A 22565-nucleotide genomic window follows, 5' to 3' on the forward strand; every position below is an offset into this window, starting at 1 on the left:
GAGCGGGTGCCATGCCGTCCCAGGAAACTTCTTCTGCAAGCGCAGTGAGTATCGTCCAGGCGACCAAGAGCTTCAATTTGGGCAGTGGCGCGAAGATCGTCGCCATCGACTCGGTGAATCTCGAGATCCCAAGCGGGCAGTTTCTAGCCATCCTCGGTCCGTCAGGTTGTGGCAAAAGCACCATATTGCGAATGCTGGCCTCGCTGGATACGCCGACCTCGGGTAGTGTGTCGGTGATGGGCGCGGAGCCTGCCGACCTTGCCAGGCGCCACCAGCTGGGTGTTGCCTTCCAGGATCACGCGCTGCTTCCCTGGTTGTCTGTCGCCGAAAATGTTGCGCTGCCCTTCCGTGTTGCCGGCCAGGCAGTCGACCATGCCCGGGTAGCGGCGCTGATCGAGCTTGTTGGTCTTGCCGGGTTTGCAGATGCGCGCCCGAGCCAGATGTCGGGCGGCATGCGGCAACGCGCGTCCATCGCCCGCGCCTTGATACTTACGCCATCGCTGCTGCTGCTCGACGAGCCGTTTGGGGCGCTGGATGCGGTCACCCGACGTCAGATGAATGTCGAACTCCAGCGAATATGGCTGGAGCACAAGCTGACGACGATCCTGGTCACGCACTCCGTGGACGAGGCCGTCTTCCTGGCCGATCGGGTTGTAGTTATGAGCGGGCGGCCGGGTCAGGTCATCCGCGACGTTGAAATCAACTTCGATCGTCCACGATCTCCTGACCTCATGCGGTCTGCACAATTCCACGATCTGGTGGATGACCTCACGCTCAGCCTGTCTCCAGATGGCGCGAGGGGGCACTGATGGCGAAGCCCGAGCATGAGACAGGCGCCAAACCCGTTCTGTTGGGCGTAATCGGCATCGGGATGTTTCTGGCCCTTTGGCAGGTTGCTGGCATGAATGGCTGGGGTGGAATGACCCTGCCTGCCCTGGACCGTGTGCTTCTCGAATTCACCAACCCACAGCGCCAGGGGCTGTTCATGCGTGCCGCCGGGGCGAGCCTTGCCTCATTGGGTCTCGGGCTTTTGTACGGCACCCTTCTCGGCGTTGGCCTGGCGGTCGTTACGCGACTTTTGCCGGTCCTTTGGGACGGGCTCGACAATTTCGCCGCCCTGGTCAACGCCATTCCCTCGATCGCGCTGGCGCCGGTCTTCATGCTCATGCTCGCCCCTGATGCCGTGCCGATCGCCATTGCGACGATGAGCGTCTACTTCGTTACCTATGTCGCGAGCCGCTCTGCGCTCGACGGGACGCCGATAGCCTATCGAGACCTGATGAGTGTGCTGGGCTCTTCGCGCATAAATCGAATGCGCATGGTCGAATGGCCCAGCGCGATTCCCGGCATTGCCACCGCCTTGCGTCTTTCTGTACCCATCGCGCTTGTCGGTGTCGTGGTCGGCGAATGGTTCGGCGCGCCGCGCGGCTTCGGCCTCATCATGATTAGCGCAATGCAGAACTTCCAGATTCCTCTTTTGTGGGCCACGGTCCTGCTGGTCGCGGTCTGCTCCCTGGCGCTCTATTTCGCCTTCACATTGCTGGAACGGCTTGTCTACAAGAGGTTCACCTGATGGCTCGCCCGTTGACAAAAGCGGTGTTCGTTGGCGCCCTGAACTGGCTCAAGCGCTGGTGGGCCCTGATCCTGATCGTCCTGACCTGGCATTTTTGGGTCGAATTCAACAACTTCAACACCATCGTCATGCCGCGCCCGCTGACGGTGCTCGTGGATATGGCAACCAACCTACAGGTCTATCTACCAAGCAGCTTTCAGACCGTTCTGGTGTCCATCGCCGGCCTCGCCATCGGCCTGGCACTCGGAACCGCCCTGGCAATGCTCAGCTGGTGGTCCCCCCTTGTCGGCGGCACGTTAACCCCACTGAGCCTGATCGCATCGAGCATTCCGGTCGTCACGATTATCCCGATCCTCGCGCGCATTTTTGGGTATGACGGCAAGACGGTCATTATTATCGTCGCCATCATCTCGTTTTTCCCAGCCTTCGTGTTCACCACTGCCGGACTGAAGAAGCTGCCGGCTGGCAGTGCCGACGTATTCAGGGCTCTCGGTGTGTCGCGCTGGAAAACGCTTGTTCACCTCGCACTGCCTGCAGCGGTTCCGAGTTGGATGGTGGCCCTGCGCATCGCCGCTCCTGGCGCGATCCTGGCCGCGATGCTTGCCGAGTTCCTCATGGGGACGAGCGGACTGGGCTATCTTTTTGTGACATCGAAAGCCGAGTTCGATATGGATCGCGCCTTGGGGACAAGCCTTTTCGCGACGATTGTTTCACTCATCAGCTTCGCCTTAGTGAGCCGTGCGGAAAAATGGGTTGTCATGCGACGCCAGTAAGAGCCGGATGAGGAAATGGCATCGAAACAGGAAACCCGCGTAGCGCGGCTGAAAGATCTGCTGACGCATCAGGACCGGATTCACCTGCGTGATGTGGCTGCGGCCCTCAATGTCTCGGAAATGACGGTGCGCCGGGATATAGACGCACATGAAAGCGCCCTCATCATCCTGGGCGGCTATGTTTTCCTCGCGCCGACCCGCAGCGGGTACCGCCTGGCGGCTGAAGGCAGTGCGCTCACCAAGGCCAAGATGGCAGCCGCCCGCAACGCGGCTGCACTGCTTGTTCCCAATTCAACGATTTTCATCGACTCCGGCACAACGCTTCTGCATCTGGCGTCCGCCATGCCGCCCGGCATGAAGCTGACGATCGTCACGACTTCGCTCAATGTGGCAACGCGTGTGTCCGGCAATGAAAACTTGCGGCTCGTGCTCATGGGTGGCCTCTATCATCCCGCCTCGGATTGCTTCATCTCGGGCTCGGGCGGCGAGACGCCACAGGACCTGGGTATCAATCAGGCTTTCTTTTCTGCAGGCGGCTATGACAGCGACCGCGGTGCGAGTTGCTATCAATTTCACGAAGCGCAGATCAAGCGCACCATACTCAAACAGTCGAAGCAGAACTATCTGGTTCTGGACTCGTCCAAGATCGGCCTCTTGCAGCCAGTCGTATTCGCACAGCCTGCCGCCTTCGACGCGATCATCACCGAGTTTGGCGATGCCTGACTCCGCACTCATCTCGCCGACTTCGTCGCAGCTTACAACCTCGCTCGCAGGCTCAAGACCCTAAAGGGTCTCACGCCGTACGAGTTCATCTCCAAGACATGGGCTGGTAGGTGGCGCGCAGCGCCGGCACGACGGGCTTGCGATCCTTCCACGATACGAACTCGAGCAAATGGCGGATCAAATGCACGATGCAGGTCTGGACGATCGTCTGCGGAAAGGCGGCGTTGATGGCCTCGGGAAAGCCCTTCAGCCCGTCAACGACGGCAATCAGGATATCGGCGACGCCACGGTTCTTCAGTTCGTTCGTCACGCGCAGCCAGAACTTCGCGCCCTCGGTCTGCTCGATCCAGATGCTGAGACTCTCCTTCGCCCGAGCGTGATGTAGACGGCCTTGTTGCGCACGAAGCCCTCATCCCTGATCTTGACCCGGATGGCATCGAACAAGACCGGAGGATAGACGGCGTCGAGCGGTCTGTTCTGCCATTCCGCTAATGCAGCAGCACGGGCTCACCCTTCAAAGGCATACCGCTTTGCGGCCCACCCGCACCCACGATGGGGTCGTCGTTGCCCTGCGTTCCAATATCCGCTGGTGTTCAGATCATCTGGAGCTCTTGTACTCCGGCCTCGTGCGCTCAGCCGCGAGGCAATCGAAGCGAAAAATGCCAAGCGCCGCTCCCAGTAGTAGTATTTCTCTTCTATTCCAAACATCAGGAGCGAATTCCGGGTCTGGCCTGCCCCTTGCCGCGTGGTGAGCCAGCCCGGCGATTAAGACCCCGTTCACACAACATCGTTGTCGAACGGCAATGCCATGGCGCCGAGCAGATCGCGTTGCCACAGAAGCTCGCCACCCGAGCCGCGCTATCGCCAGGTCGCGAGTGCCAAGAGCATGTCGGATGAAGGGCGCACGCGTGTCGAGGGCCGCCAGCGCCGTCCGCACCCGCCGATAATAGCCCCAGCTGTGTCCCCGGCGTTTTAGCTAGCGGTCGAGATCGCCCAGCCTGCTCAATTTCTACTCCGCCGCGCATGCGTGTATCGCACTTTGTGGTGCGTTTTGTAGCACAATATTTGGAGCGCGCAAAGAAATCGCGCGTGCCCACCCCAGAAAACGCAGCGTTTTCAGTGTGGTAGTTAATTTGCATGTGGGGGAAATGGAGCGGGTGAAGGGAATCGAACCCTCGTCGTAAGCTTGGGAAGCTTCTGCTCTACCATTGAGCTACACCCGCCTGGAGCGCGATTCCAGGAAAAGCGATTGCCAATATCCGCTGCGAAAGCCCGGCAATCGTTGCGCGGATCAATGCTGGAAATCGACGAGGCCGTCAAGATGCATCCCGCGCCGCGATGGCGTCAGAGCCGGATATTGCCGTTCATGAAATAGCGCTCGAATAGCGGGCTGGCCGCCGCGCCGATGGCCCTGGCATTGCCGCCTACCGCGCCGGCCTCGACCCGGGGCGCGATCAGGCCGCGCATGTCCTGATTGACCAGATAGCGCCGGGTCCGCTCGACCAATTCGTGCTTCACCGCTTCGGGGAAGGCGCCGTCGATCAGGATCGCCTCGAAGTCGATCACCGCGCAGACCGACAGGCTGGCCCGCGCCAATTCCTGCGCCGTGCGGCCCAGCCAGGGCTCGACGAAACGGGCGAAGCGGCTCCAGTCCTGGGGCTGCGCCCATAGGTCCTGCGGGTCGTGGCCGTTCTCGGCCAGCCGGGTCTCCAGCAGGTGAATGGATGCGGTGTCGATCAATTGCTGGCTTTCCCCTTGCGGCCCGAAGCTGCGCAGCGAGCCGAGCGCTCCGGCATTTCCGTAATGGCCCTGATAGACCGAATGGTTGAGCACGATGCCGCCGCCGACGAATGCGCCGATGAAGAAATAGGCGTAATCGCGAAATTCCTTGCCGCGCCCATAGATGTGCTCGGCCTGGCAGCCCGCCGTGGCGTCATTGACCACATGCACCGGCAGGTCGGTGAACTTGCCCAGCTCGGTGGCGAAATCGACGTTCCGCCAGGAGGAGAATTCCGCCACCGGCGCGCCGACCAATTCGTTCCAGCGCCACAATTCGAACGGCGTGCCGATGCCGATGCCGCAAATGCGCTTGCGTTCGGCCGGACGGCATTGCGCCAATATCGTCTGCAGCCCCTCGCGCAGAAAGGCGAAGATCGGCTCGGGCAGGGGGTATTTATAGGTCAGCTGCAATTCGTGCCGCACGGTGCCGCGGAAATCGGCCAGCAGCAGCACGGCGCTGCGCCGTCCGATCTTGACGCCGAAGGACAGGACGCCATTTTCGGCCAGGCTCATCGGGATGGAGGGCTTGCCCACCTTGCCCTTGACCGGCGCGCCCCGCGCCAGCAGGCCCTCGGCCTCCATCTCGCGCAGGATGATGGAAACGGTTTGCGGCGACAGGTTGGCCAGCCGCGCCAATTCGCTCCCGGCCACGGCGCCATTGCGCTGCAACAGCGTCAGCAATAGGCGCTCGTTATAGTCGCGAACCCCGCTCTGATTGACGCCCTGACTCAGCGATCTGATGACTGCGCTCTGCATGCCCGGCACCATAATGAAGCCTTGTGCGTCGCGGAAGGTGGTCGGAAAAATAAATAAATCAAAGAGATTTATATATTGACGAGGCCCGGAAACCGCTCCACCATAGCCGGTGCAATCAAGCAAACCGGCCGGGTGCATCGGGGGAGGAGCCTCGGCGTTCTGGCCGGATCAGGGAGAGAGAAAAGTGAAGAAGCTGCTTCTGGGCACTGCTTTGTGCCTTGCCGCCATGACGCCCGCCGCCCTCGCGCAGGACGTGAGCGTCTGTCTCATCACCAAGACCGACACCAATCCTTTCTTCGTTAAGATGAAGGAAGGCGCCGAGGCCAAGGCGGCCGAACTCGGCGTGACGCTGAAATCCTATGCGGGCCGCATCGATGGCGACCACGAGACCCAGGTTGCCGCCGTGGAAACCTGCATCGCCGATGGCGCCAGCGGCATCCTGATCGCCGCATCGGACACCTCGGCCATCGTGCAATCGGTGCAGCAGGCGCGCGATGCGGGCCTGGTGGTCATCGCCCTGGATACGCCGCTGACCCCGATCGACGCCGCCGACGCCACCTTCGCCACCGACAATTTCCTCGCTGGCGAACTCATCGGCAAATGGGCTGCCGGCAAGCTGGGCGCCGAGGCGGCCAATGCCAGGATCGCCCTGCTCAATCTGGGCATCAGCCAGCCCACCGTCGACGTGCTGCGCAATCAGGGCTTCCTGCAAGGCTTCGGCATCGATCTGGGCGACCCCAATAAATGGGGCGATGAGACCGATCCGCGCATTGTCGGCCATGACGTGACCGCCGGTAACGAGGAAGGCGGCCGCACGGCCATGGAAAACCTGCTCACCAAGGACCCGAGCATCAACGTCGTCCATACCATCAACGAGCCCTCCGCCGCCGGCGCCTATGAAGCGCTGAAATCCTTCGGCCGCGAGAACGACGTCCTCATCGTCTCGGTCGATGGCGGCTGCCCCGGCGTCGCCAATATCCGCGATGGCGTCATCGGCGCCACCTCGCAGCAATATCCGTTGCAGATGGCGGCGCTCGGCGTCGAGGCGATCAAGGCCTGGGCCGATAACGGCACCAAGCCCGAACCGACCCCCGGCAAGGACTTCTTCGATACCGGCGTGGCGCTGGTGACCGACGAGCCGGTGGAAGGCGTCGATTCCATCGACAGCGACCGCGGCGCCGAACTCTGCTGGGGTTGATCGGCACCTTTTGCTATAATGATGGCAGGGGCGGGCACGCACCCGTTCCTGTCATCGCTTGGGATACCGGGGAGGAACGCCCATGTCGAACCAGTCCGAGGCCGAACAGGGCCTCGCCGTCCGTGCCGAATCCGTCGCCAGCTTCGATGGCCAGATGACCCTGCTGTCGCGCATCCAGCATGCGCTGCATTCCAATCCGGCGCTGGTCCCGCTGATCGTGCTGCTGCTGTCCGTGCTGGTATTCGGCGCGCTGCTGGGCACCAAATTCTTCTCATCCTTCGCCCTGACCCTGATCCTGCAACAGGTCGCCATTGTCGGTATTGTCGGGGCGGCGCAATCGCTGGTCATCCTCACTGCCGGCATCGACCTGTCGGTCGGCGCCATCATGGTGCTGAGCTCGGTCGTCATGGGCCAGTTCACCTTCCGGCTCGGCCTGCCGCCGGCCGTTGCCGTGGCCTGCGGGCTGGCCGTCGGCACCTTTATCGGCTTCGTCAATGGCTGGCTGATCGCCCGCATCAAGCTGCCGCCCTTCATCGTCACCCTGGGCATGTGGCAGATCGCTCTGGCCACTAATTTCCTCTATTCCGGCAATGAGACCATCCGCGCCCAGGAGATCGAGACCCACGCCCCCCTGCTGCAATTTTTCGGCAAGTCCTTTACCCTCGGCGGCGCCGTCTTCACCTATGGGGTGATCTTCTTCATCGTGCTGGTGCTGGTGCTGGCCTATGTGCTGCGCCATACCGCCTGGGGCCGGCATGTCTATGCGGTGGGCGACGATCCCGAGGCCGCGGCCCTGTCCGGCGTCAATACCCGCAAAGTGCTGATCTCCGTCTATACGCTGACCGGCCTCATCTGCGCCTTTGCCGGCTGGGTGCTGATCGGCCGCATCGGCTCGGTTTCGCCCACTTCGGGACAATCGGCCAATATCGAATCGATCACCGCCGTGGTCATTGGCGGCATTTCCCTGTTCGGCGGGCGCGGCTCGATCCTGGGCATGTTCTTCGGGGCGCTGATCGTCGGCGTCTTCTCGCTGGGCCTCAGGCTGCTCGGCGCCGATGCGCAATGGACCTACCTGCTTATCGGTGCGCTCATCATCGCCGCCGTCGCCATCGACCAGTGGATCAGAAAGGTGTCTGCCTGATGGAACCCATTCTCTCCGCCCGCGCCCTCAACAAGCGCTATGGCCGCGTCACCGCGCTCGACAATTGCGACTTCGAGCTGATGCCGGGCGAAATCCTGGCCGTTATCGGCGATAATGGCGCCGGCAAATCCTCGCTGATCAAGGCGCTGTCGGGCGCCATCCGCCCCGATAGCGGCGAGGTCCTGCTCGAAGGGCGCAAGGTCGAGTTCTCCTCGCCCATCGATGCCCGCCTCGCCGGCGTGGAAACGGTCTATCAGACCCTGGCCATGTCGCCGGCGCTTTCCATCGCCGACAACATGTTCATGGGCCGCGAAATCCGCAAGCGCGGTTTCATGGGCAAGGTGCTGCGCCAGCTCGACCGCCCGGCCATGGAGCGCATCGCCCGCGAAAAGCTCAACGAGCTCGGCCTGATGACCATCCAGAACATCAACCAGACGGTGGAAACCCTGTCGGGCGGCCAGCGCCAGGGCGTCGCCGTGGCCCGCGCCGCGGCTTTCGGCTCCAAGGTCATCATTCTCGACGAGCCCACCGCCGCCCTCGGCGTCAAGGAATCCCGCCGCGTGCTCGACCTCATCCAGGACGTGCGGGCGCGGGGCATCCCCATCATTCTCATCAGCCACAACATGCCGCATGTCTTCGAAGTGGCCGACCGCATCCATGTCCACCGCCTCGGCCGCCGCCTCTGCGTCATCGATCCCAAGGACTACACCATGTCCGACGCCGTCGCCTTCATGACCGGCGCCAAAAGCGCCCCGGGCGTCGCCGCAGCGGCGTGACCTTCACTCCCTCCCCTCGGGGAGGGAGATATGGCCTATTCCGCCACATCCAGCTCGAACACCACATCCGCCCGCTGCCGCGATCCCGCCACCAGATCGTAGTTCGGCAGGTCGTTGCGCTCGATATGCGCCCGGTTCCGCTCCTCGGAAAACAGCCCTTCTTCCCCGTGCCGCTTCAGCAGCCTGGCCTGCACCGTGTCGCGCGGCACATGGATGAATACCGCATAATCCAGCAGCGCCTTCACCCCGGCCCAGGGCCCTTCGGTCAGCAGCAGGTAATTGCCCTCCACCACCAGCACCCGGACCTCCGGTGCCACGGTGAAGGCATCCTCGACAATGTCCTCGATCTTGCGGCTATAGCCCGGCCCGCTCACCCGCTCGCGCGCCTGTTTCAGGCGGTGCAGGAAATTGACAAAGGCCGCGCCTTCGAATGTATGCGGCGCGCCCTTGTAATCGGCCTGTCCCATGGCCTCGATCTTGGCATGCTTCATGTGGAAGCCGTCCATCGGCACCAATGCGGCGCTGCCGGGCCGCATGGCATTGAGCATGGTCACCAGCTCCGCCGCCAGGGTCGATTTGCCGGTGCCCGGCCCGCCGGCCAGCCCGATGGCGATGCGCCTGCCATCCGCCGCGCTTTCCATTTCCGCGATATGCGGCACCAGCCGCCCCAGCGCTTCCTGCGGCGTCAGCTTCAGCGTCTCGGCCATGTTCACCGCCCCCGGGTCAGCCGCAGCAACAGCCAGACCGGCACCACGATCGCCGCGCCGGCCAGCACATAGGCGCCCAATTGCCGGAACATGCCGGCGCCATCGCGGATCGCCTCGCGCACCATCTCCACCGCCCCGCGCACCAGATCGGCGGCGTTGAAGCCGAAGACCGACATCACGAACCCGACCAGCAGCGAAAGCAGTACCAGTTTGATGACCACCGAAGCCGGCCGCCCACCCATCACCCGCTCCAGGCCGGAACGGGTCCGCTGTGTTGTGTCTTCTGTCATCGCCGCGCTCCGTTTGGCAGGGTCAAGCCCATCATATAGGCTCTGCCCTGATTTGTTCAGGTGCTCTTTGTCAACTTTACCGGACTCCCCCTCACGCCTCTCGCCCTCCGGGCGATCCACCCTCTCCCCGAGGGGGAGAGGAATAAGAGCGAGCGCCGGACCATTCTTCTCCCTCTTGGGGAGAAGGTGGCGCGCAGCGCCGGATGAGGGGGTTTTGTGACGACACCCGAAACCCTCCCCCCCATCATCCGGTCCTGGTTCGCCGCCCGCGGCTGGACCCCGCGCCGGCATCAGCTCGACGTGCTGGCTTCCTACCAGTCCGGCGCCAGCCAATTGCTCATCGCCCCCACCGGCGCCGGCAAGACCCTGGCCGGCTTCCTGCCCACGCTCGCCGATCTGGTCGATGGCCAATTCGATGGCCTGCACACCCTTTATATCTCGCCCCTCAAGGCGCTGGCGGTGGACGTCCAGCGCAACCTCTCCACCCCCATCGCCGAAATGGGCCTGCCCATCCGCGTCGAGGCCCGCACCGGCGATACCTCCGCCGCCAAGCGGGCCCGCCAGCGGCTGAAGCCGCCCCAGATCCTGCTCACCACGCCCGAGCAATTGGCCCTGCTCATCTCCCATCCCCATGCCGAACTCATGTTCGGCTCGCTGCGCCGCGTCGTTCTTGATGAACTCCACGCGCTGGTCACCAATAAGCGCGGCGACCTCCTCGCCCTCGGCCTCGCCCGGCTCGCCCGGCTGGCGCCCGATCTGCGCATCACCGCGCTGTCGGCCACCGTGGCCCGCCCGGACCTCCTGCGCGACTGGATCGCCCAGCCCCATCTCGATCGCCCGACCGAGCTGTTGCGCATGGTCGGCGGCGCCCCGCCGGAGCTGTCGATCCTGCACACCCGCGAGCGTCTCCCCTGGGCCGGCCATTCCGCCGCCTATGCCCGCCCCGAGCTCTACGACATCATCCGGCAGCACAAGACCACTCTGCTCTTCGTCAATACCCGCTCCCAGGCCGAAATGCTGTTCCAGGGTCTCTGGGACATCAACGAGGACATGCTGCCCATCGCGCTCCATCACGGGTCGCTCTCGGTCGAGCAGCGCCGCAAGGTCGAGGCGGCCATGGCTGCGGGCAAGCTCAAGGCCGTGGTCTGCACCTCCACCCTCGATCTGGGCATCGACTGGGGCGATGTCGATCTCGTGGTCCAGGTCGGCGCCCCCAAGGGTTCCTCGCGCATGTTGCAGCGCATCGGCCGCGCCAATCACCGGCTCGATGATCCCTCCAAGGCCCTGCTCGTGCCCTCCAACCGCTTCGAAGTGCTCGAATGCGAGGCCGCCGTCGAGGCGGTGGCCGAAGGCCATCAGGATAGCGAAGATCCCCAGCCCGGCGGCTATGACGTCTTGGCCCAGCACGTTCTCGGCATGGCCTGCTCCGGGCCCTTCCACGCCGACGACCTTTATGAGGAGATCGTCCGCGCCTGGCCCTATCGTGACCTGCCGCGGCCCCAGTTCGACCGGGTTCTCGATTTCGTCGCCACCGGCGGCTATGCGCTGCGCGCCTATGAGCGCTATGCCCGCCTGCGCCAGACCTCGGACGGCGCCTGGCGCATCGCCCATCCTTCGGTGGCCCAGCAATATCGGCTCAATATCGGCACCATTATCGAAGAGCCCATGGTCCGCGTCCGGCTGGTGCGCAGCAAGGCGCAGAAACAGGGCCGCACCACCGGCCCCATCGGCGCCGGCGGCCGTGTCCTGGGTGAAATGGAGGAATATTTCTTCGGCACGCTGACGCCGGGCGACACTTTCATCTTCGGCGGCGAAATCGTCGCCTTCGAGGGCATGAAGGACAATGAGGCCTTCGTCTCCCGCGCCTTCGCCAAGGACCCGAAAATCCCCTCCTATATGGGCGGCAAGTTTCCCCTCTCCACCTATCTCGCCGAGCGCGTCCGCCGCATCATCGATTCGCCCGCCGCTTGGCACCTGCTTCCCGATCAGGTGTCCGACTGGCTGCGCCTGCAACGCGACTTTTCCGTGCTGCCGCGCCGCGACAGCCTGCTGGTGGAAACCTTCCCGCGCGGCACGCAGAATTATCTGGTCTGCTACCCCTTCGAAGGCCGGCTCGCCCATCAGACATTGGGCATGCTGCTGACCCGCCGCCTCGAACGCATGCGCGCCCGCCCCCTCGGCTTCGTCGCTTCCGAATATGCGTTGGCCATCTGGGGCCTGGGCGACCTCTCCGCCCTCATCCGCACCGGGCGCCTCAGCCTCGACGAGCTGTTTTCCGAGGACATGCTCGGCGACGATCTCGAAGCCTGGCTCGATGAATCGGCGCTGATGAAACGTACCTTCCGCAATTGCGCCATCATTGCCGGCCTGATCGAGCGCCGCCATCCCGGCAAGGAAAAGACCGGCCGCCAGATCACCATGAGCTCCGATCTCATCTACGACGTGCTCTACAGCCATGAGCCCGACCACATCCTCATCCAGGCCACCCGTCGCGACGCCGCGCGCGGCCTGCTCGATATCGAACGCCTCGGCCAGATGCTCGCCCGCATCCGCTCCCATATCGTCCACAAGCCGCTGCTGCAGATTTCCCCGCTCGCCGTCCCCGTCATGCTCGATATCGGCAAGGAACCCATTTTCGGCGAGGGCCGCGAATCAGCTATGGCTGACGCCGCCGAAGAACTCTTGCGCGAGGCAATTGGCGAGCAGTGACCCCCCTATTTTCCTCCCCTCGGGGAGAAGGTGGCGCGCAACCTATCCCTCCGGCTGAAGGGGCCTTACGATCTGGACGCGAGCCAACCATATGAACAATTCCGCTCTCGCCGAACCCGTCCCGGAAAATCCTTTGCTGCGTTTCGCCGGTCACAATTTCGAACCGCTGCCCTCCGGCGCCCTCTATTGGCGCGCCCGGGAGACGCTGCTGGTCGCCGATCTGCATTTCGAAAAGATGGCCAGCTTCGCCCGCCGCGGCCAGATGCTGCCGCCCTACGATACCGGCCTCACCCTCACGCGGCTCGAATTCGACCTGCGGCGCACCGGCGCGAGAACGCTTTTGTCGCTTGGCGACACTTTCCACCGCGTTGACGCTAGCAGTCTGCTAACCAATGCCGACCGGATGCGACTCGATGCCATTGTCGAATCCGTCGACTGCATCTGGCTCTCCGGCAATCACGATCCGGCGCCCCACGCCATTGGCGGCGCCTGCCTGCCGGAGCTGGACCTGGACGGCTTGCTGTTCACCCATGAGCCGCGCAAGGGCAAAACCGGCTTGATTTCCGGGCACTTGCACCCGGCGGCCCGCCTGGCCATGCCCGGCCGCTCCACCCGCAAGCCCTGTTTCGTCCACGACAACCGGCTGCTGATCCTGCCCGCCTATGGCAGCTCGACCGGCGCCATCAATATCCTCGGCCCCGCCTTTATCGGCCTGTTCCATTGGCCGGCACTCGAAGTCACCATGCTGGGCCGCGACCGGACTTATCCGGTGCCGGTCAAGCGCTTGGTTGCCGGCTAAAACACTGTCAGCGCTTGAAAATAATGCCGCCCATCCAGCCGGTGACCAGCGCCAGGATCACGCAGGCCAAGCCATAGAAAAACGGGGATTGCGTCGCCGACTGCGCTAGGAAACGCTCGAAGCCGATCTTGCGCACCGCAAAACCTTCCGACTTCCGCGCAATGATCTGGCCATCCTTGAACACATAGGTCTGGGCGATATAGGGGCCGACCGGCGCATTGCTCGGCAAGGTCAATTGCGCCGAATAAAAAGTGTCCGACATGAATTGCACGCCATTTTCCTGGACGCCGAACAGCCCTTCTTCCGACATCAGCCGGATCAGTTCGCGCCCGAAGGTCAGGGTTTTCATGAACCCCGCCGGATTGGGCGCCATGGCATGGGCTTCGGGCAAAATATAGCTTTGATTCAACAGGTTGATGTCCGCGATCTCCAAAAGCCGCCGGCTCGACAACACGTGGAAATAGCTTGGAAAGCGGCGGAATTCGACCTGCTCGGTATTGAGCCAGATGCCGAAATTATTGGTCTTGCGGCGGGCGACGCGGTCCTGGCTCGGGCCGAGCACCACGATGACCACGTTGAAGGGGCCTTCGACCACGCGCTCGGTCGACCCGGCTGCCGGGGCGACCGTGCCGTAGAAGGTCATCCTTTCGCCGGCGAAGCTGGAGGTGATCTGCACGCTGTCGTTGGAAACGCCGGAAATCAGCCGCGCCGCCTGCGCCGGCCAGGCCGAGGCGACAAGCAGCAGGACAAGAGCAATCAGCCGGATCATCGCACCATACTCGTCACCGCCATGCTGAATTCATCCGCCGGCGTCAGTACCAGGGACAGCCCGAAGCGGATGGCGACCGCCAGGACCAACAGGGCGAGCAGGCCCCGCAATTGTTCCCCTCGCAGATGTTTGCCGGCGGCGGCGCCGAACTGGGCGCCGGCCACCCCGCCCACCATCAGGCAGAAGGCCAGCATGATATCGACGCTCTGGCTCTGCACGGAATAAAGAATATTGGTCACCGCCATCATGGCGACGACCTGCGCCAGCGAGGTGCCGATGACCACATTGCCCGGCACCCGAAGCAGATAGACCAGCGCCGGCACCATGATGAAACCGCCGCCAACGCCCAGCAATGAGCCGACGAAACCGATAAAGAGCCCGATGGCCAGCACCGGCAGCACGCTGATATAGAGCCGGCTCTTCTTGAAGCGGACGCGCAGGGGCAGGCCATGCATCCAGGTATGCTTGTGAGCCTGGCGATCCCGCACCACAATGCCCTGCCGCCGCTTGAGCAGCGAGCGCACCGATTCCTGCAGCATTATCACGCCGACAAAACCCAAAAGCACCACGAAGCCGAGCGAGATGACCAGATCGAGCTGCCCGGCCTGCTGCAGCAAGGCGAAGGCGGCCACCCCGCCAAAGGCGCCGACCACGCTGGACAGCACGAGATACATGGCCAGATGCAGATCGATGCCGCCGCGCCGGTAATAGCCCAGCGCACCGGAGGTCGACGAGGCCACGACCTGCCCGGTCACCGAGGCCACGGCCACCGCGGTGGGCACGCCCGAAAAGATCAGAAGCGGCGTCAGCAGAAATCCGCCGCCCACGCCGAACAATCCCGACAGGAAGCCGACCGCCCCTCCGATCCCCACGAGAAAGAAGAGGTTCACGGAAAGCTCGGCGATCGGCAGATAGATCTGCAAGACCTTGGTCCCGTAAAAATAGAATTCGCGGCTCATCCTAGCGGACGGTCCGTCAACAAGAGGTCAAAGCCTCGCCGCTTGTGGCAAAAACTTATGGCCCGGATTTACGTCCGGGCCATGGCACTGTCAAATCGGCGCTTCCGCCGGTTTGGATAGGCGGTGCGGGGCTCTATACGGGCTGGCTTCCCAGCACCGCCAGCAGGCGTGGATTGATCCGGCCGCTCGAACTCATGCCGGTGGCGCGCTCGAACGACTTGATGGCTTCGGCGGTCTTCGGCCCGGCGACCCCGTCGGGAATGCCCACGTCAAAGCCCAGCCTGGCCAGGCTCTGCTGCACCTTGAGGGTGATGTCCCGCTCGGCGATGGTTTCGCCCGGATCGAACTGGCTCGACCAGGCCCCGATGGGCGCGAAATTGGCCGCCAGGTCGACGGGCTCCATGGTCCAGGTCTCGAGCTCCCCGGTGATGCGGCTGACCGCGTCCGCGGACAGCGATTTGGCGATGTCGTCGCGGGCCTGGATCGCGTCCTTGTCGCCGCTGCGCGCTGCCAGCGCGAACCATTTGAAGGATTGCTCGAAGCTTTGCTCCACCCCCAGCCCGCGCGCATGGAGCATGCCGAGATTGAACTGGCTGTCGGTCATGCCGAAATTGGCCGCCTGCTCGAACCATTCGGCGGCGAGGTCGAATTGCTGATCGCCCAATTGGCCGCCGGCATAGAGCGCCGCCAGATTATGCATGGCCATGCGATTGCCGGCCTCGGCGCCGCGCTGATACCAGAGCCGGGCCTGTTCCAGGTCTTTCTCGACCCCGGTTCCCACCTCATAGAGATTGCCGAGGCGATATTGCGCCGGCGCAAAGCCCTGCGCTGCCGCGCGTTCATACCATTTGCCCGCCGCCGCGAAATCCTTTTCGAGCTGCCGCCCTTCGCTGAAGATCGCAGCCACTTCGAACTGGGCCTGCACATTGCCCTTGGCTGCGGCCTCGCGCAGTTCCAGCGGCCCGATGGCTTCGGGCGGAAGCTCGAAGGCTTCCGATGCCATTGGCTCGTCGGAGCTGGAGTCGCCCGTTGAAGGCGCCGCGCCGGCATCCGTCAGGCCCGCATCCGCCTTGGCCGGCTCCGCCATGAGACCGGATATGGGGAGCGGGGCGACCGCCGCTTTCGAAAAACTCATCGGTTTGCCCGAATTGATCGATCCCGTCGCGGTCGGATCGATCAGGTCGATCACCCGGGGCGGTACGATCGAGGATTGGTCGTCGGAAGGTTCGGGATTATTCGCCGGGACCTGCGGCGCTGTGCTGGCTTCCGCCAGAGCGGGGGCATTCGCGGAATTCGTGCGCTGCAATACCAGGTTGAGCGCCAGCATGGAGACCACCACCAGCGTTGCCGCCAACAAGAGGGGGCGGCGATGGCGGGTCAGGAAACCGGCTTCGTCCGTGCCTTCGGTGGGCTCGACGGGCAAGGCCGGCGCCGCCTCGGGCGCCGGCTTCTTGCGGCGAGAGACAGGCTTGTCCTCGGCAGCGCTCGGTACCGGGATCGGCTCGGCGGCGCTATCGTCCGCAATCTTGCTCTCGTCCTTGCGCGGCCGCATACGGTACAGCGCCCGGCCGATAACGGAATTGCCCGCCGCCGGCTCGACCTGCTCCTGACGCAATCGCTGTGCGCGGCGCGCGGCGGCCACGAAGGTGCTGGTGCTCGATACCGGCGCTACCGGCTCAGCGATCGCCGGGGCGGCGGGGGCTCCGGCAAAGGGGTCTTGCTCGGGTGGCGCCAGGCTCGATTGAGGCCGGGGGGGCTTTTGCGCCGGGCTGGGATCGAACCGATGCTCGGATGTTGCGGCCGGTCCGGCTATCGTCGATGGCTGAGGCGCCGGGGCGGTTTTAACCGCCGGCACGGGCTGGGCCTCGGCTTTGAACCCGGGATCGACCAGCGGCGCCTCATCGGCCGGGTTGGCCGGCATGGCATCGGCTTTGTCGAGGCGCGCCAAGATAGTATCGAGCTTGTCATTGCCTTTGCGGCGCGGGCGCATCGCCTCGCCGAAAGCGTCCGCCGCCACGCTGGTCCGCTCGGCTTCTGCCGGCAAGGCGGGCATATTCGTTTCGGCCGGGACGTCAGCCTCCGGCTCGGCCGCATTACGGTTGGACAGCATGGTTTCAAGGCGCGCCAGCCGTTCCGCCGTGTCCTGGCCGGCGGTGTTGAGCAGCGCGGTCATGCGCTTTTCCATGGCCTGCATGCCGTCGTCATGGGCCATGGGCGCGGCCGATTTGGCCAAAACGTCCGAGGCCCGCGTCGCGATCATCTCCGCCAGCGCGTCGTAATCCGGCGTCTTGCCGGCCGACTTGATCAGACCGGTCAGCCGGTCTTCGATGCTTTTCAGGCTCTCCGGCCCGAACATGGCCACCGGCGCCGGCGCCTTGCGGCTCACCGCTTCGCCGGTGCGTTCGGCCACCATATTGGCCAGCGCCTCGAAATCCGTCCGTTCCTCGCTGCTGGCATAAAGGCGCGCCAGCCCGTCCAACTGGGCCCCGGCATCGTCCATGCGCCCCATCAGCGCCCGGAGCTGGTCTTCGACCGCACCGGTATCGATCCTGCCGCTCAGCGCCGCGATCTGGCTTTCGAGCCGGGAGAAGCGCGGCTCCATGCCCGCCAGCACGGCGTCGCGCAACGCCGCGATATCGGCCTTGAGCGCCACCACCGCGCCATCGCCATGATCCATGTCCTCAAGCCGCTCGGCCAGCGCTTCGACCCGCCCGACCAGCACATTGGGGGCGTTGGCATCGTCCCTCATGGCCCGGGTGAAGGCAGCCATCTCGCTGGTCAGCTTTTCGAAATCACCGGACGAGAGCGCCACATTGCGCTCGATCGAATCGATCCGGTCATAGACATTGCGCACGCTTTCCTCGATGGCGTGCATGGCTGGGGCGAGCTTGGCCACCGGCTCCGTTTTTGAGCCGGCGCTGCGTTTTTTCTCGCGCGCCACTTCCCGTTCCATCTGCTGGGCCTGCAATTCGGCCAGCTTGCCGACAGTGCCCGAAACATCGTCCAGCCGTGCATTGATGGCGTCGAGATTGAACGCGGGCGCGTCCTCGATCAGGCCGGCCAATGCGGCGATCTGGGTTTCCAGGCGCTTGACCTGCCCGGTTTCGCCAATGGCTCCGGCGAGCAATTCCACCACCTGGGTCAATTGCTCGACCTGGCCGGCGACTTCGCGCACATGGCCTTCATTGGACCGCTGGCTCTTGAGCTCGCTTTCCAGCCGCTCCAGCCGCTGGCTCATGCCGCCCACCAGGGCGTTCAATTCACGGATTTCCGGCGAATCGATGCGGCGCAGCATCTGCGGCGCGGCGCCCTGACGGCTGCGGATTTCGGCGATGGCATGGGAAAGGTCGGCCGTCTCCTCGGCCGTCGCCCGCTCATCGCGCAGGCTGAAGCGGTCGACGGCGCGCTTGACCGTGCGCAGCGCTTCCTGGCGGCGCGAAGCCGTTTCGGGGCCGCTCATCTGGTCGCGCAGGTGCCGCACACGCTGCGCCAGCCCGCTCATGTCCGGCTCCCGCGGCTCCGGTTCAGCCTGGCTGTAGCGATTTTCTACCTTGTCAAGCAGCGCTACCAATTCGCCGCGCAATGCCTGCCATTCCCCGGCGCCAGCATCGCGTTCTGGGTCGGCATAGTCCGATTGAGGATAAGCGCGCGCCATGTCGGGTCCCTGTTACAGATACGCGGACCCCTCGCGATTCAACACGAAGGTATGACGGTCACTCTTGGTAAAACATGGTAAAGAACCCGTTAAGCATTGTCGCAATATGCATGCTTGGCGGGCAGAAAGCCCAGTATTTTTGGGTTATGACGCACGTGAATGATAGGTACCTGTCCATGACGCGCCGACGCATCATCATCGTAGACGACCATCCGCTTTTCCGTGCGGCTTTGCGCCAGACCCTGGCCGGCGGCGATGCCACGGTCAGCGTCGAGGAGGCCGGCGATCTCAATGGGCTGAGCGCCGCGCTCGATGCCGACCGCGATTGCGATCTGGTTCTGCTCGATCTCAACATGCCGGGCGTGCGCGGATTTTCCGGGCTGCTGCTGCTGCGCGCCCAATATCCCGACATTCCGGTGATGATCATTTCCGCCGTCGAGGATGGAACGGTGGTGCGCCGGGCCTTCGAACTGGGCGCTGCCGGCTATCTGCATAAATCGGTGGGTCCCACCGAAATCCGCCGCGCCATCGAAACCGTGTTGTCCGGCGAGGTCTTCGTTCCGTCCGGCACGACTTTGGGCGGCGAGGACGATCACAGCGCCCTGATGAAGCGCCTGGCCACGCTGACGCCGCAGCAGGTACGGGTGCTGATGATGCTCAGCGATGGATTGATGAACAAGCAGATCGCCTATGAGCTGTCCATTTCCGAGGCGACGGTCAAGGCGCATGTCTCGGCCATTCTGCAAAAGCTCGACGTCGACAGCCGCACCCAGGCGGTGATCGCCGCCTCGCGCATCGAGGATGGCCAGTTCGAGGCATTGTTCTCGACCGGCGCCGACCAGGGCTGAGCCATGAAGCCCGAAATATCCATCATCACCGTCGGCGTCGACGATCTGGACCGGGCCTTCGCCTTTTATCGGGCCCTCTTCGACCTCGATGACGAGCGGATCGGCGCCGGCGAGGATCACGTCGCCTTTTTTTTTGACGACAAATTTTCCTTCGTGCTGTTCCCGCGCGCCGAAATCGCCCGGACCGCCGGTCGGCCGCAGGCCATTGCCGGAACGCCCGGTTTCGTTCTCAGCCACCGCGCCGACAGCGCCGAGGCGGTGGACGCCATTCTTGCCAAAGTGCTCGCCGCCGGCGGCGCCATCGTTACGCCGGGCACGCCATCGGAATGGGGCTATTCCGCCTATTTCGAGGACAGCGAAGGCAATGTCTGGGAATTGATGGCCCCGCCGCCGGCCAATTAGAGCTTTTCATGGCAGGGCTATCGCATATGGCGTCGATGGCGCTTCCTTCTCGGATCGTCACCCTCGGGCGTGACCCGAGGGCTCTGGCGGCAAAACCCACAAACAAAGACCCCTCGCGTCGAGCGCGAGAGTGACGAGCGGGGATGAGACGCCGATTCCGTCAAAGCCAGACCGCTCAGGGGGAAAGATGCGTAGGGAACCGCCGATCCCCACATGCGCGGAGCGTTTCCGTCAGCGGCGAGGGAATGACGGATAATCGCCCTAGAACCCGCCGCCGGTCTTGAAGCCGCTATGCTTGCGGGTGCCCGAGGAGCCGGTGCGCGGCCGCGAAAAGCCGCCGCCTGAAGAGGATCGGCTGCCCCAGCCGCCGAACCCGCCGGACGATCTGCTCTTCTTGCTGCCGCTGCCGCCAAAGCTGCTGTCCGGCCACTGGAATCCGCTACCGCCGCTGGGCGGCCATGGATTGCCATGATTGCCGCGAGCCTGCCTGGTGCTTTTATAGCCGGCGCCCCATTCGCTGCCCGGGGCCCAGTTCTGACTGCGCCGCCACTGGTCCCAGTAACTGGCCGCCGTAATGCCGCCGCGCAGGAACTGGTCGAGCATATCGCCGACCAGCCTCTCCTCCTTGAAACTGGACGCCGGATCATCGAAGCGCTGCTTCTTGAACTCCCACTGGATGTCCTCCAGCTCGCGCCGCCGCGCCCCCAGGATCTTCAGCCGCTCGCGCTGCTCGCGGCTTTCCTCTTCCTCTTCGCGCAGCCGGGTACGCCCCTCGTCGATCTGGGCGATGATCCGGTCGTCCTGGCTGGTGCGGGTCATCCGCGCTTCGGCCAGCAATGTCTGGATATCTTCCCGCCCCAGGGCATCGGCCAGTTCCGAGGCCGCCGTTTCGAAGGCCGGGTCCTTGCCTTCCGCCAGGGCCTGCAAGGCCTGGGCCGCCGCGTCGCGCCGGTCCTCGATGGCAAGGATGTCGATATCGAGTTTTTCGATTTCCGCCTCTGCCGCTGCGATGGCCTCGCGGATCGGCTTGCCGCCTTCCGCGTCCACCGCCGCCACTTCCAGCGCCGCCAGTTCCGCCTCGGCCGCCTGCACCAGCGCCTCCTGCCGCTCGGCATGTTCGCGCAGGCGCAGCGGCAATTCGTTGAGCATGGCGTAATTGGGCCGGACCTTCTGGAAGCGCACCAGATTGGCCACCAGCCCATCCAGATAGCGCGTCAGATTGCCGGCCTTATAGGCACTGGTGCCATAGCCGGCATCCCACAGATACATGAATAGCGGATCGTGCCGATAGGGCCGACCCTTCTGCTCCCGGTCGGCTTCGGCCTGTTCGGTCTTGCGCATCGATTGCTCGGCGACGCGGTCCAATTCCTCGGTTTCTCGTTTCTTGGCCTGAAATTCCGGATCGGTGGCCAGCTTGCCGGCCAGGCTTGCGGTCAGCTCGTTCAGCCTGCCATTCTGCTCTTCCAGCCGCGCCCCGGCGGCATTGCGGTTCTCGACCAGGGCAGCGCGGGCGGCGTCCACCTCGGTCATGGCCTGTTCCGCCTTGCTCACCTCACGCGCATGATTTTTGAGCATGTTGCGCGCCTTGGCCTCGGCGCTGGAAATCCGCCCGTCCAACTCGGACTGCACCGCGGGATCGAGCCGCAATTGCGCCAATTGGCGGAACAGCTCGGCTTCGCTTTCCTTGATCTTGGTGATGCGCTCGGCCGAACGGGCAACACGCTTGGAAAGCTCGTCCTCCTCGCGGCGGATGTCGCGCATCGCCTCTTCGAGGCTGGCCAGCGCCTGGGGTCCTCGGATGCTCATGCCATCACCACTGCGTCACCGCCCCGCCCATGACCGGCATCAGATATTCCACGTCCAGGAACCCGTCCGATTTCCGTCCGACCAGATTGCCTTGGATGATGCCGTCATCCTGCTTGTCGGCGGCCACGGCATTATAGACCGTTTCCGGCACCCTGACCCCCCACATGGCCACAATTTCGGTCTGTCCGCTTTCCTCGTTGAGAATGGGCAGCGACAGCGCCTTGCCGTCCGGGTCGAGCGCCTCGACCACGATATAATAATTGGTCGCATCGGTATTGACCTCGGGAAAGGTCCAGAAGCCCGATTGCACGTCCTGCCGATTGACCACGCGCAGCGCATATTGCTGCCGCAGCTGATCGCGCAAAGCCGTCAGCCGTTCGATGGCATCCTCGGCGCCCTCGCGATTGCCCTCGGCGGCCAGGGTCTTGCCACGCGCGAGCAGGGCGTCGGCCTGCACCACGGCCTGCTGCACCTTGGTTTCCTCGTAAATGGTCTGGTAGAGCGCGTCCATCTCGGCGGGCAGCGTTTCGGCCAGCTCGATCCGGGCCTGCTCGGCCTGGCCGCGCTGGAACGGCTGCCAGATCCCGAAATAGCCGACGCCCAGCACGACCAGCGCCAAGAGCGCCGCCAGGGCCGGGCGGCCCCAGCGTGTGCGGCTCACATAGAGCCGGGCCAGCGTGGTGCCGAAGCCGGGGGCAGGGGGCTCATAAGTGAAGCGGCTCTCCGCCAGGGCGGAGACGCCTTCCTTGAGGATGTGATCGGGAACCTCGATTCCCTGCTGGTGATAGATCTGGCGCAGCCTCTCGATCAGCTGCTTTTCCCGCGCGGCTCCATCGAGCTCGCGCGTCACCAGGTCCTGCCGGTGCCGGAGCGTGTCGACCACGTCCATTGCCAGCATGACT

19 protein-coding genes, 1 tRNA gene and 3 pseudogenes are annotated in these 22565 nt (G+C 64.1%); 13 read left to right on the forward strand and 10 right to left on the reverse strand.

Features of this window, described 5'->3' with window-relative positions; all coding sequences use genetic code 11:
- Positions 1–11: 11 nt before the first annotated feature.
- The 5 genes and pseudogenes from O9Z70_RS01735 to O9Z70_RS01755 all read left to right on the forward strand — a co-directional run.
- A complete protein-coding gene (locus O9Z70_RS01735; protein WP_286020784.1) occupies positions 12–809 on the forward strand; it encodes an ABC transporter ATP-binding protein in 798 nt (265 codons plus the stop codon).
- Positions 809–1573, forward strand: coding sequence for an ABC transporter permease (locus O9Z70_RS01740; RefSeq protein ID WP_286020785.1), 765 nt, complete (start codon positions 809–811; stop codon positions 1571–1573). The genes O9Z70_RS01735 and O9Z70_RS01740 overlap by 1 nt, the downstream gene beginning before the upstream one ends.
- Positions 1573–2346 (forward strand): ABC transporter permease, encoded by a 774-nt coding sequence (locus O9Z70_RS01745; protein WP_286020786.1) that lies wholly within the window; start codon positions 1573–1575, stop codon positions 2344–2346. The genes O9Z70_RS01740 and O9Z70_RS01745 overlap by 1 nt, the downstream gene beginning before the upstream one ends.
- Before the next feature lie 15 nt (positions 2347–2361).
- Positions 2362–3069, forward strand: a complete 708-nt coding sequence (locus O9Z70_RS01750) for a DeoR/GlpR family DNA-binding transcription regulator (RefSeq protein ID WP_286020787.1) — start codon at positions 2362–2364, stop codon at positions 3067–3069.
- A pseudogene (locus O9Z70_RS01755) lies at positions 3070–3171 on the forward strand (IS481 family transposase); the annotation flags it as partial.
- A gap of 1 nt (position 3172) precedes the next feature.
- On the opposite strand, the pseudogene O9Z70_RS01760 reads toward O9Z70_RS01755, so the two are convergent.
- Positions 3173–3564 (reverse strand): annotated as a pseudogene (locus tag O9Z70_RS01760) (IS256 family transposase); the annotation flags it as partial.
- Here O9Z70_RS01760 and O9Z70_RS16300 point away from each other — a divergent pair.
- Positions 3558–3680 (forward strand): annotated as a pseudogene (locus O9Z70_RS16300) (IS3 family transposase); the annotation flags it as partial. The pseudogenes O9Z70_RS01760 and O9Z70_RS16300 sit on opposite strands and share 7 nt — an antisense overlap.
- A 538-nt stretch (positions 3681–4218) precedes the next feature.
- Here the strand turns inward: O9Z70_RS16300 and O9Z70_RS01765 are convergent.
- Positions 4219–4292: transfer RNA gene (locus O9Z70_RS01765), tRNA-Gly, on the reverse strand.
- Between the two features lie 121 nt (positions 4293–4413).
- Positions 4414–5604, reverse strand: coding sequence for an ROK family transcriptional regulator (locus O9Z70_RS01770; RefSeq protein ID WP_286020788.1), 1191 nt, complete (start codon positions 5602–5604; stop codon positions 4414–4416).
- Positions 5605–5788: 184 nt separating this feature from the next.
- Here O9Z70_RS01770 and O9Z70_RS01775 point away from each other — a divergent pair, with 184 nt between their 5' ends.
- The 3 genes from O9Z70_RS01775 to O9Z70_RS01785 all read left to right on the forward strand — a co-directional run bounded on the left by O9Z70_RS01775 (position 5789) and on the right by O9Z70_RS01785 (position 8719).
- Complete coding sequence (locus O9Z70_RS01775) at positions 5789–6802, forward strand: sugar ABC transporter substrate-binding protein (RefSeq protein ID WP_502870150.1); 1014 nt, start codon at positions 5789–5791, stop codon at positions 6800–6802.
- A gap of 82 nt (positions 6803–6884) precedes the next feature.
- On the forward strand, positions 6885–7943 hold the full coding sequence (locus tag O9Z70_RS01780; RefSeq protein WP_286020789.1) for an ABC transporter permease: 1059 nt from the start codon (positions 6885–6887) through the stop codon (positions 7941–7943).
- Entirely contained in the window at positions 7943–8719 is a 777-nt protein-coding gene (locus O9Z70_RS01785) for an ATP-binding cassette domain-containing protein (RefSeq protein ID WP_286020790.1), read from the forward strand. Before O9Z70_RS01780 ends, O9Z70_RS01785 begins: the two co-directional genes overlap by 1 nt.
- Before the next feature lie 35 nt (positions 8720–8754).
- On the opposite strand, the gene O9Z70_RS01790 is transcribed toward O9Z70_RS01785, so the two are convergent.
- Positions 8755–9426, reverse strand: a complete 672-nt coding sequence (locus O9Z70_RS01790; RefSeq protein ID WP_286020791.1) for a nucleoside/nucleotide kinase family protein — start codon at positions 9424–9426, stop codon at positions 8755–8757.
- A gap of 2 nt (positions 9427–9428) precedes the next feature.
- Positions 9429–9716, reverse strand: a complete 288-nt coding sequence (locus O9Z70_RS01795) for a DUF6460 domain-containing protein (protein ID WP_286020792.1) — start codon at positions 9714–9716, stop codon at positions 9429–9431.
- A 216-nt stretch (positions 9717–9932) separates the two neighbouring features.
- On the opposite strand from O9Z70_RS01795, the gene O9Z70_RS01800 reads away from it, so the two are divergent.
- Together O9Z70_RS01800 and pdeM are read left to right on the forward strand one after the other, a co-directional pair.
- A complete protein-coding gene (locus tag O9Z70_RS01800; protein WP_286020793.1) occupies positions 9933–12425 on the forward strand; it encodes a ligase-associated DNA damage response DEXH box helicase in 2493 nt (830 codons plus the stop codon).
- A 91-nt stretch (positions 12426–12516) separates the two neighbouring features.
- On the forward strand, positions 12517–13224 hold the full coding sequence (pdeM, locus tag O9Z70_RS01805) for a ligase-associated DNA damage response endonuclease PdeM (RefSeq protein WP_286020794.1): 708 nt from the start codon (positions 12517–12519) through the stop codon (positions 13222–13224).
- Positions 13225–13231: 7 nt separating this feature from the next.
- Here pdeM and O9Z70_RS01810 read toward each other — a convergent pair whose 3' ends face one another.
- The 3 genes from O9Z70_RS01810 to O9Z70_RS01820 all read right to left on the reverse strand — a co-directional run bounded on the left by O9Z70_RS01810 (position 13232) and on the right by O9Z70_RS01820 (position 18607).
- Positions 13232–13993 carry a TIGR02186 family protein gene (locus O9Z70_RS01810; RefSeq protein WP_286020795.1) on the reverse strand — a complete coding sequence of 254 codons (762 nt, stop codon included), beginning with the start codon at positions 13991–13993 and terminating at the stop codon, positions 13232–13234.
- Positions 13990–14916, reverse strand: a complete 927-nt coding sequence (locus O9Z70_RS01815) for a sulfite exporter TauE/SafE family protein (RefSeq protein WP_286022060.1) — start codon at positions 14914–14916, stop codon at positions 13990–13992. The genes O9Z70_RS01810 and O9Z70_RS01815 overlap by 4 nt, the downstream gene beginning before the upstream one ends.
- A gap of 169 nt (positions 14917–15085) precedes the next feature.
- On the reverse strand, positions 15086–18607 hold the full coding sequence (locus O9Z70_RS01820; protein WP_286020796.1) for a peptidoglycan-binding protein: 3522 nt from the start codon (positions 18605–18607) through the stop codon (positions 15086–15088).
- Positions 18608–18783: 176 nt separating this feature from the next.
- On the opposite strand from O9Z70_RS01820, the gene O9Z70_RS01825 reads away from it, so the two are divergent.
- Together O9Z70_RS01825 and O9Z70_RS01830 are read left to right on the forward strand one after the other, a co-directional pair.
- Positions 18784–19455, forward strand: a complete 672-nt coding sequence (locus O9Z70_RS01825; RefSeq protein WP_286020797.1) for a response regulator — start codon at positions 18784–18786, stop codon at positions 19453–19455.
- A gap of 3 nt (positions 19456–19458) precedes the next feature.
- The gene (locus O9Z70_RS01830; protein WP_286020798.1) at positions 19459–19857 is read left to right on the forward strand and encodes a VOC family protein; all 399 of its coding nucleotides are present in this window, start codon (positions 19459–19461) and stop codon (positions 19855–19857) included.
- 261 nt (positions 19858–20118) lie between these two features.
- Here O9Z70_RS01830 and O9Z70_RS01835 read toward each other — a convergent pair whose 3' ends face one another.
- Together O9Z70_RS01835 and O9Z70_RS01840 are read right to left on the reverse strand one after the other, a co-directional pair.
- Positions 20119–21663 carry a hypothetical protein gene (locus O9Z70_RS01835; protein ID WP_286020799.1) on the reverse strand — a complete coding sequence of 515 codons (1545 nt, stop codon included), beginning with the start codon at positions 21661–21663 and terminating at the stop codon, positions 20119–20121.
- Between the two features lie 4 nt (positions 21664–21667).
- Complete coding sequence (locus O9Z70_RS01840; protein ID WP_502870151.1) at positions 21668–22561, reverse strand: DUF6384 family protein; 894 nt, start codon at positions 22559–22561, stop codon at positions 21668–21670.
- Between the last annotated feature and the right edge of the window lie 4 nt (positions 22562–22565).

It is taken from the genome of Devosia sp. YIM 151766 (genome assembly GCF_030285925.1).
In the GTDB taxonomy this organism is placed as follows: Bacteria; Pseudomonadota; Alphaproteobacteria; order Rhizobiales; family Devosiaceae; genus Devosia.

Coding starts and splice junctions, on each gene's coding strand:
- O9Z70_RS01820 (WP_286020796.1), bottom strand. CDS start 18,607: ATGGCGCGCGCTTATCCTCAATCGGACTATGCCGACCCAGAACGCGAT.
- O9Z70_RS01790 (WP_286020791.1), bottom strand. CDS start 9,426: ATGGCCGAGACGCTGAAGCTGACGCCGCAGGAAGCGCTGGGGCGGCTG.
- O9Z70_RS01745 (WP_286020786.1), top strand. CDS start 1,573: ATGGCTCGCCCGTTGACAAAAGCGGTGTTCGTTGGCGCCCTGAACTGG.
- O9Z70_RS01840 (WP_502870151.1), bottom strand. CDS start 22,561: ATGCTGGCAATGGACGTGGTCGACACGCTCCGGCACCGGCAGGACCTG.
- O9Z70_RS01835 (WP_286020799.1), bottom strand. CDS start 21,663: ATGAGCATCCGAGGACCCCAGGCGCTGGCCAGCCTCGAAGAGGCGATG.
- O9Z70_RS01780 (WP_286020789.1), top strand. CDS start 6,885: ATGTCGAACCAGTCCGAGGCCGAACAGGGCCTCGCCGTCCGTGCCGAA.
- O9Z70_RS01770 (WP_286020788.1), bottom strand. CDS start 5,604: ATGCAGAGCGCAGTCATCAGATCGCTGAGTCAGGGCGTCAATCAGAGC.
- O9Z70_RS01795 (WP_286020792.1), bottom strand. CDS start 9,716: ATGACAGAAGACACAACACAGCGGACCCGTTCCGGCCTGGAGCGGGTG.
- pdeM (WP_286020794.1), top strand. CDS start 12,517: ATGAACAATTCCGCTCTCGCCGAACCCGTCCCGGAAAATCCTTTGCTG.
- O9Z70_RS01825 (WP_286020797.1), top strand. CDS start 18,784: ATGACGCGCCGACGCATCATCATCGTAGACGACCATCCGCTTTTCCGT.
- O9Z70_RS01740 (WP_286020785.1), top strand. CDS start 809: ATGGCGAAGCCCGAGCATGAGACAGGCGCCAAACCCGTTCTGTTGGGC.
- O9Z70_RS01810 (WP_286020795.1), bottom strand. CDS start 13,993: ATGATCCGGCTGATTGCTCTTGTCCTGCTGCTTGTCGCCTCGGCCTGG.
- O9Z70_RS01785 (WP_286020790.1), top strand. CDS start 7,943: ATGGAACCCATTCTCTCCGCCCGCGCCCTCAACAAGCGCTATGGCCGC.
- O9Z70_RS01735 (WP_286020784.1), top strand. CDS start 12: ATGCCGTCCCAGGAAACTTCTTCTGCAAGCGCAGTGAGTATCGTCCAG.
- O9Z70_RS01830 (WP_286020798.1), top strand. CDS start 19,459: ATGAAGCCCGAAATATCCATCATCACCGTCGGCGTCGACGATCTGGAC.
- O9Z70_RS01750 (WP_286020787.1), top strand. CDS start 2,362: ATGGCATCGAAACAGGAAACCCGCGTAGCGCGGCTGAAAGATCTGCTG.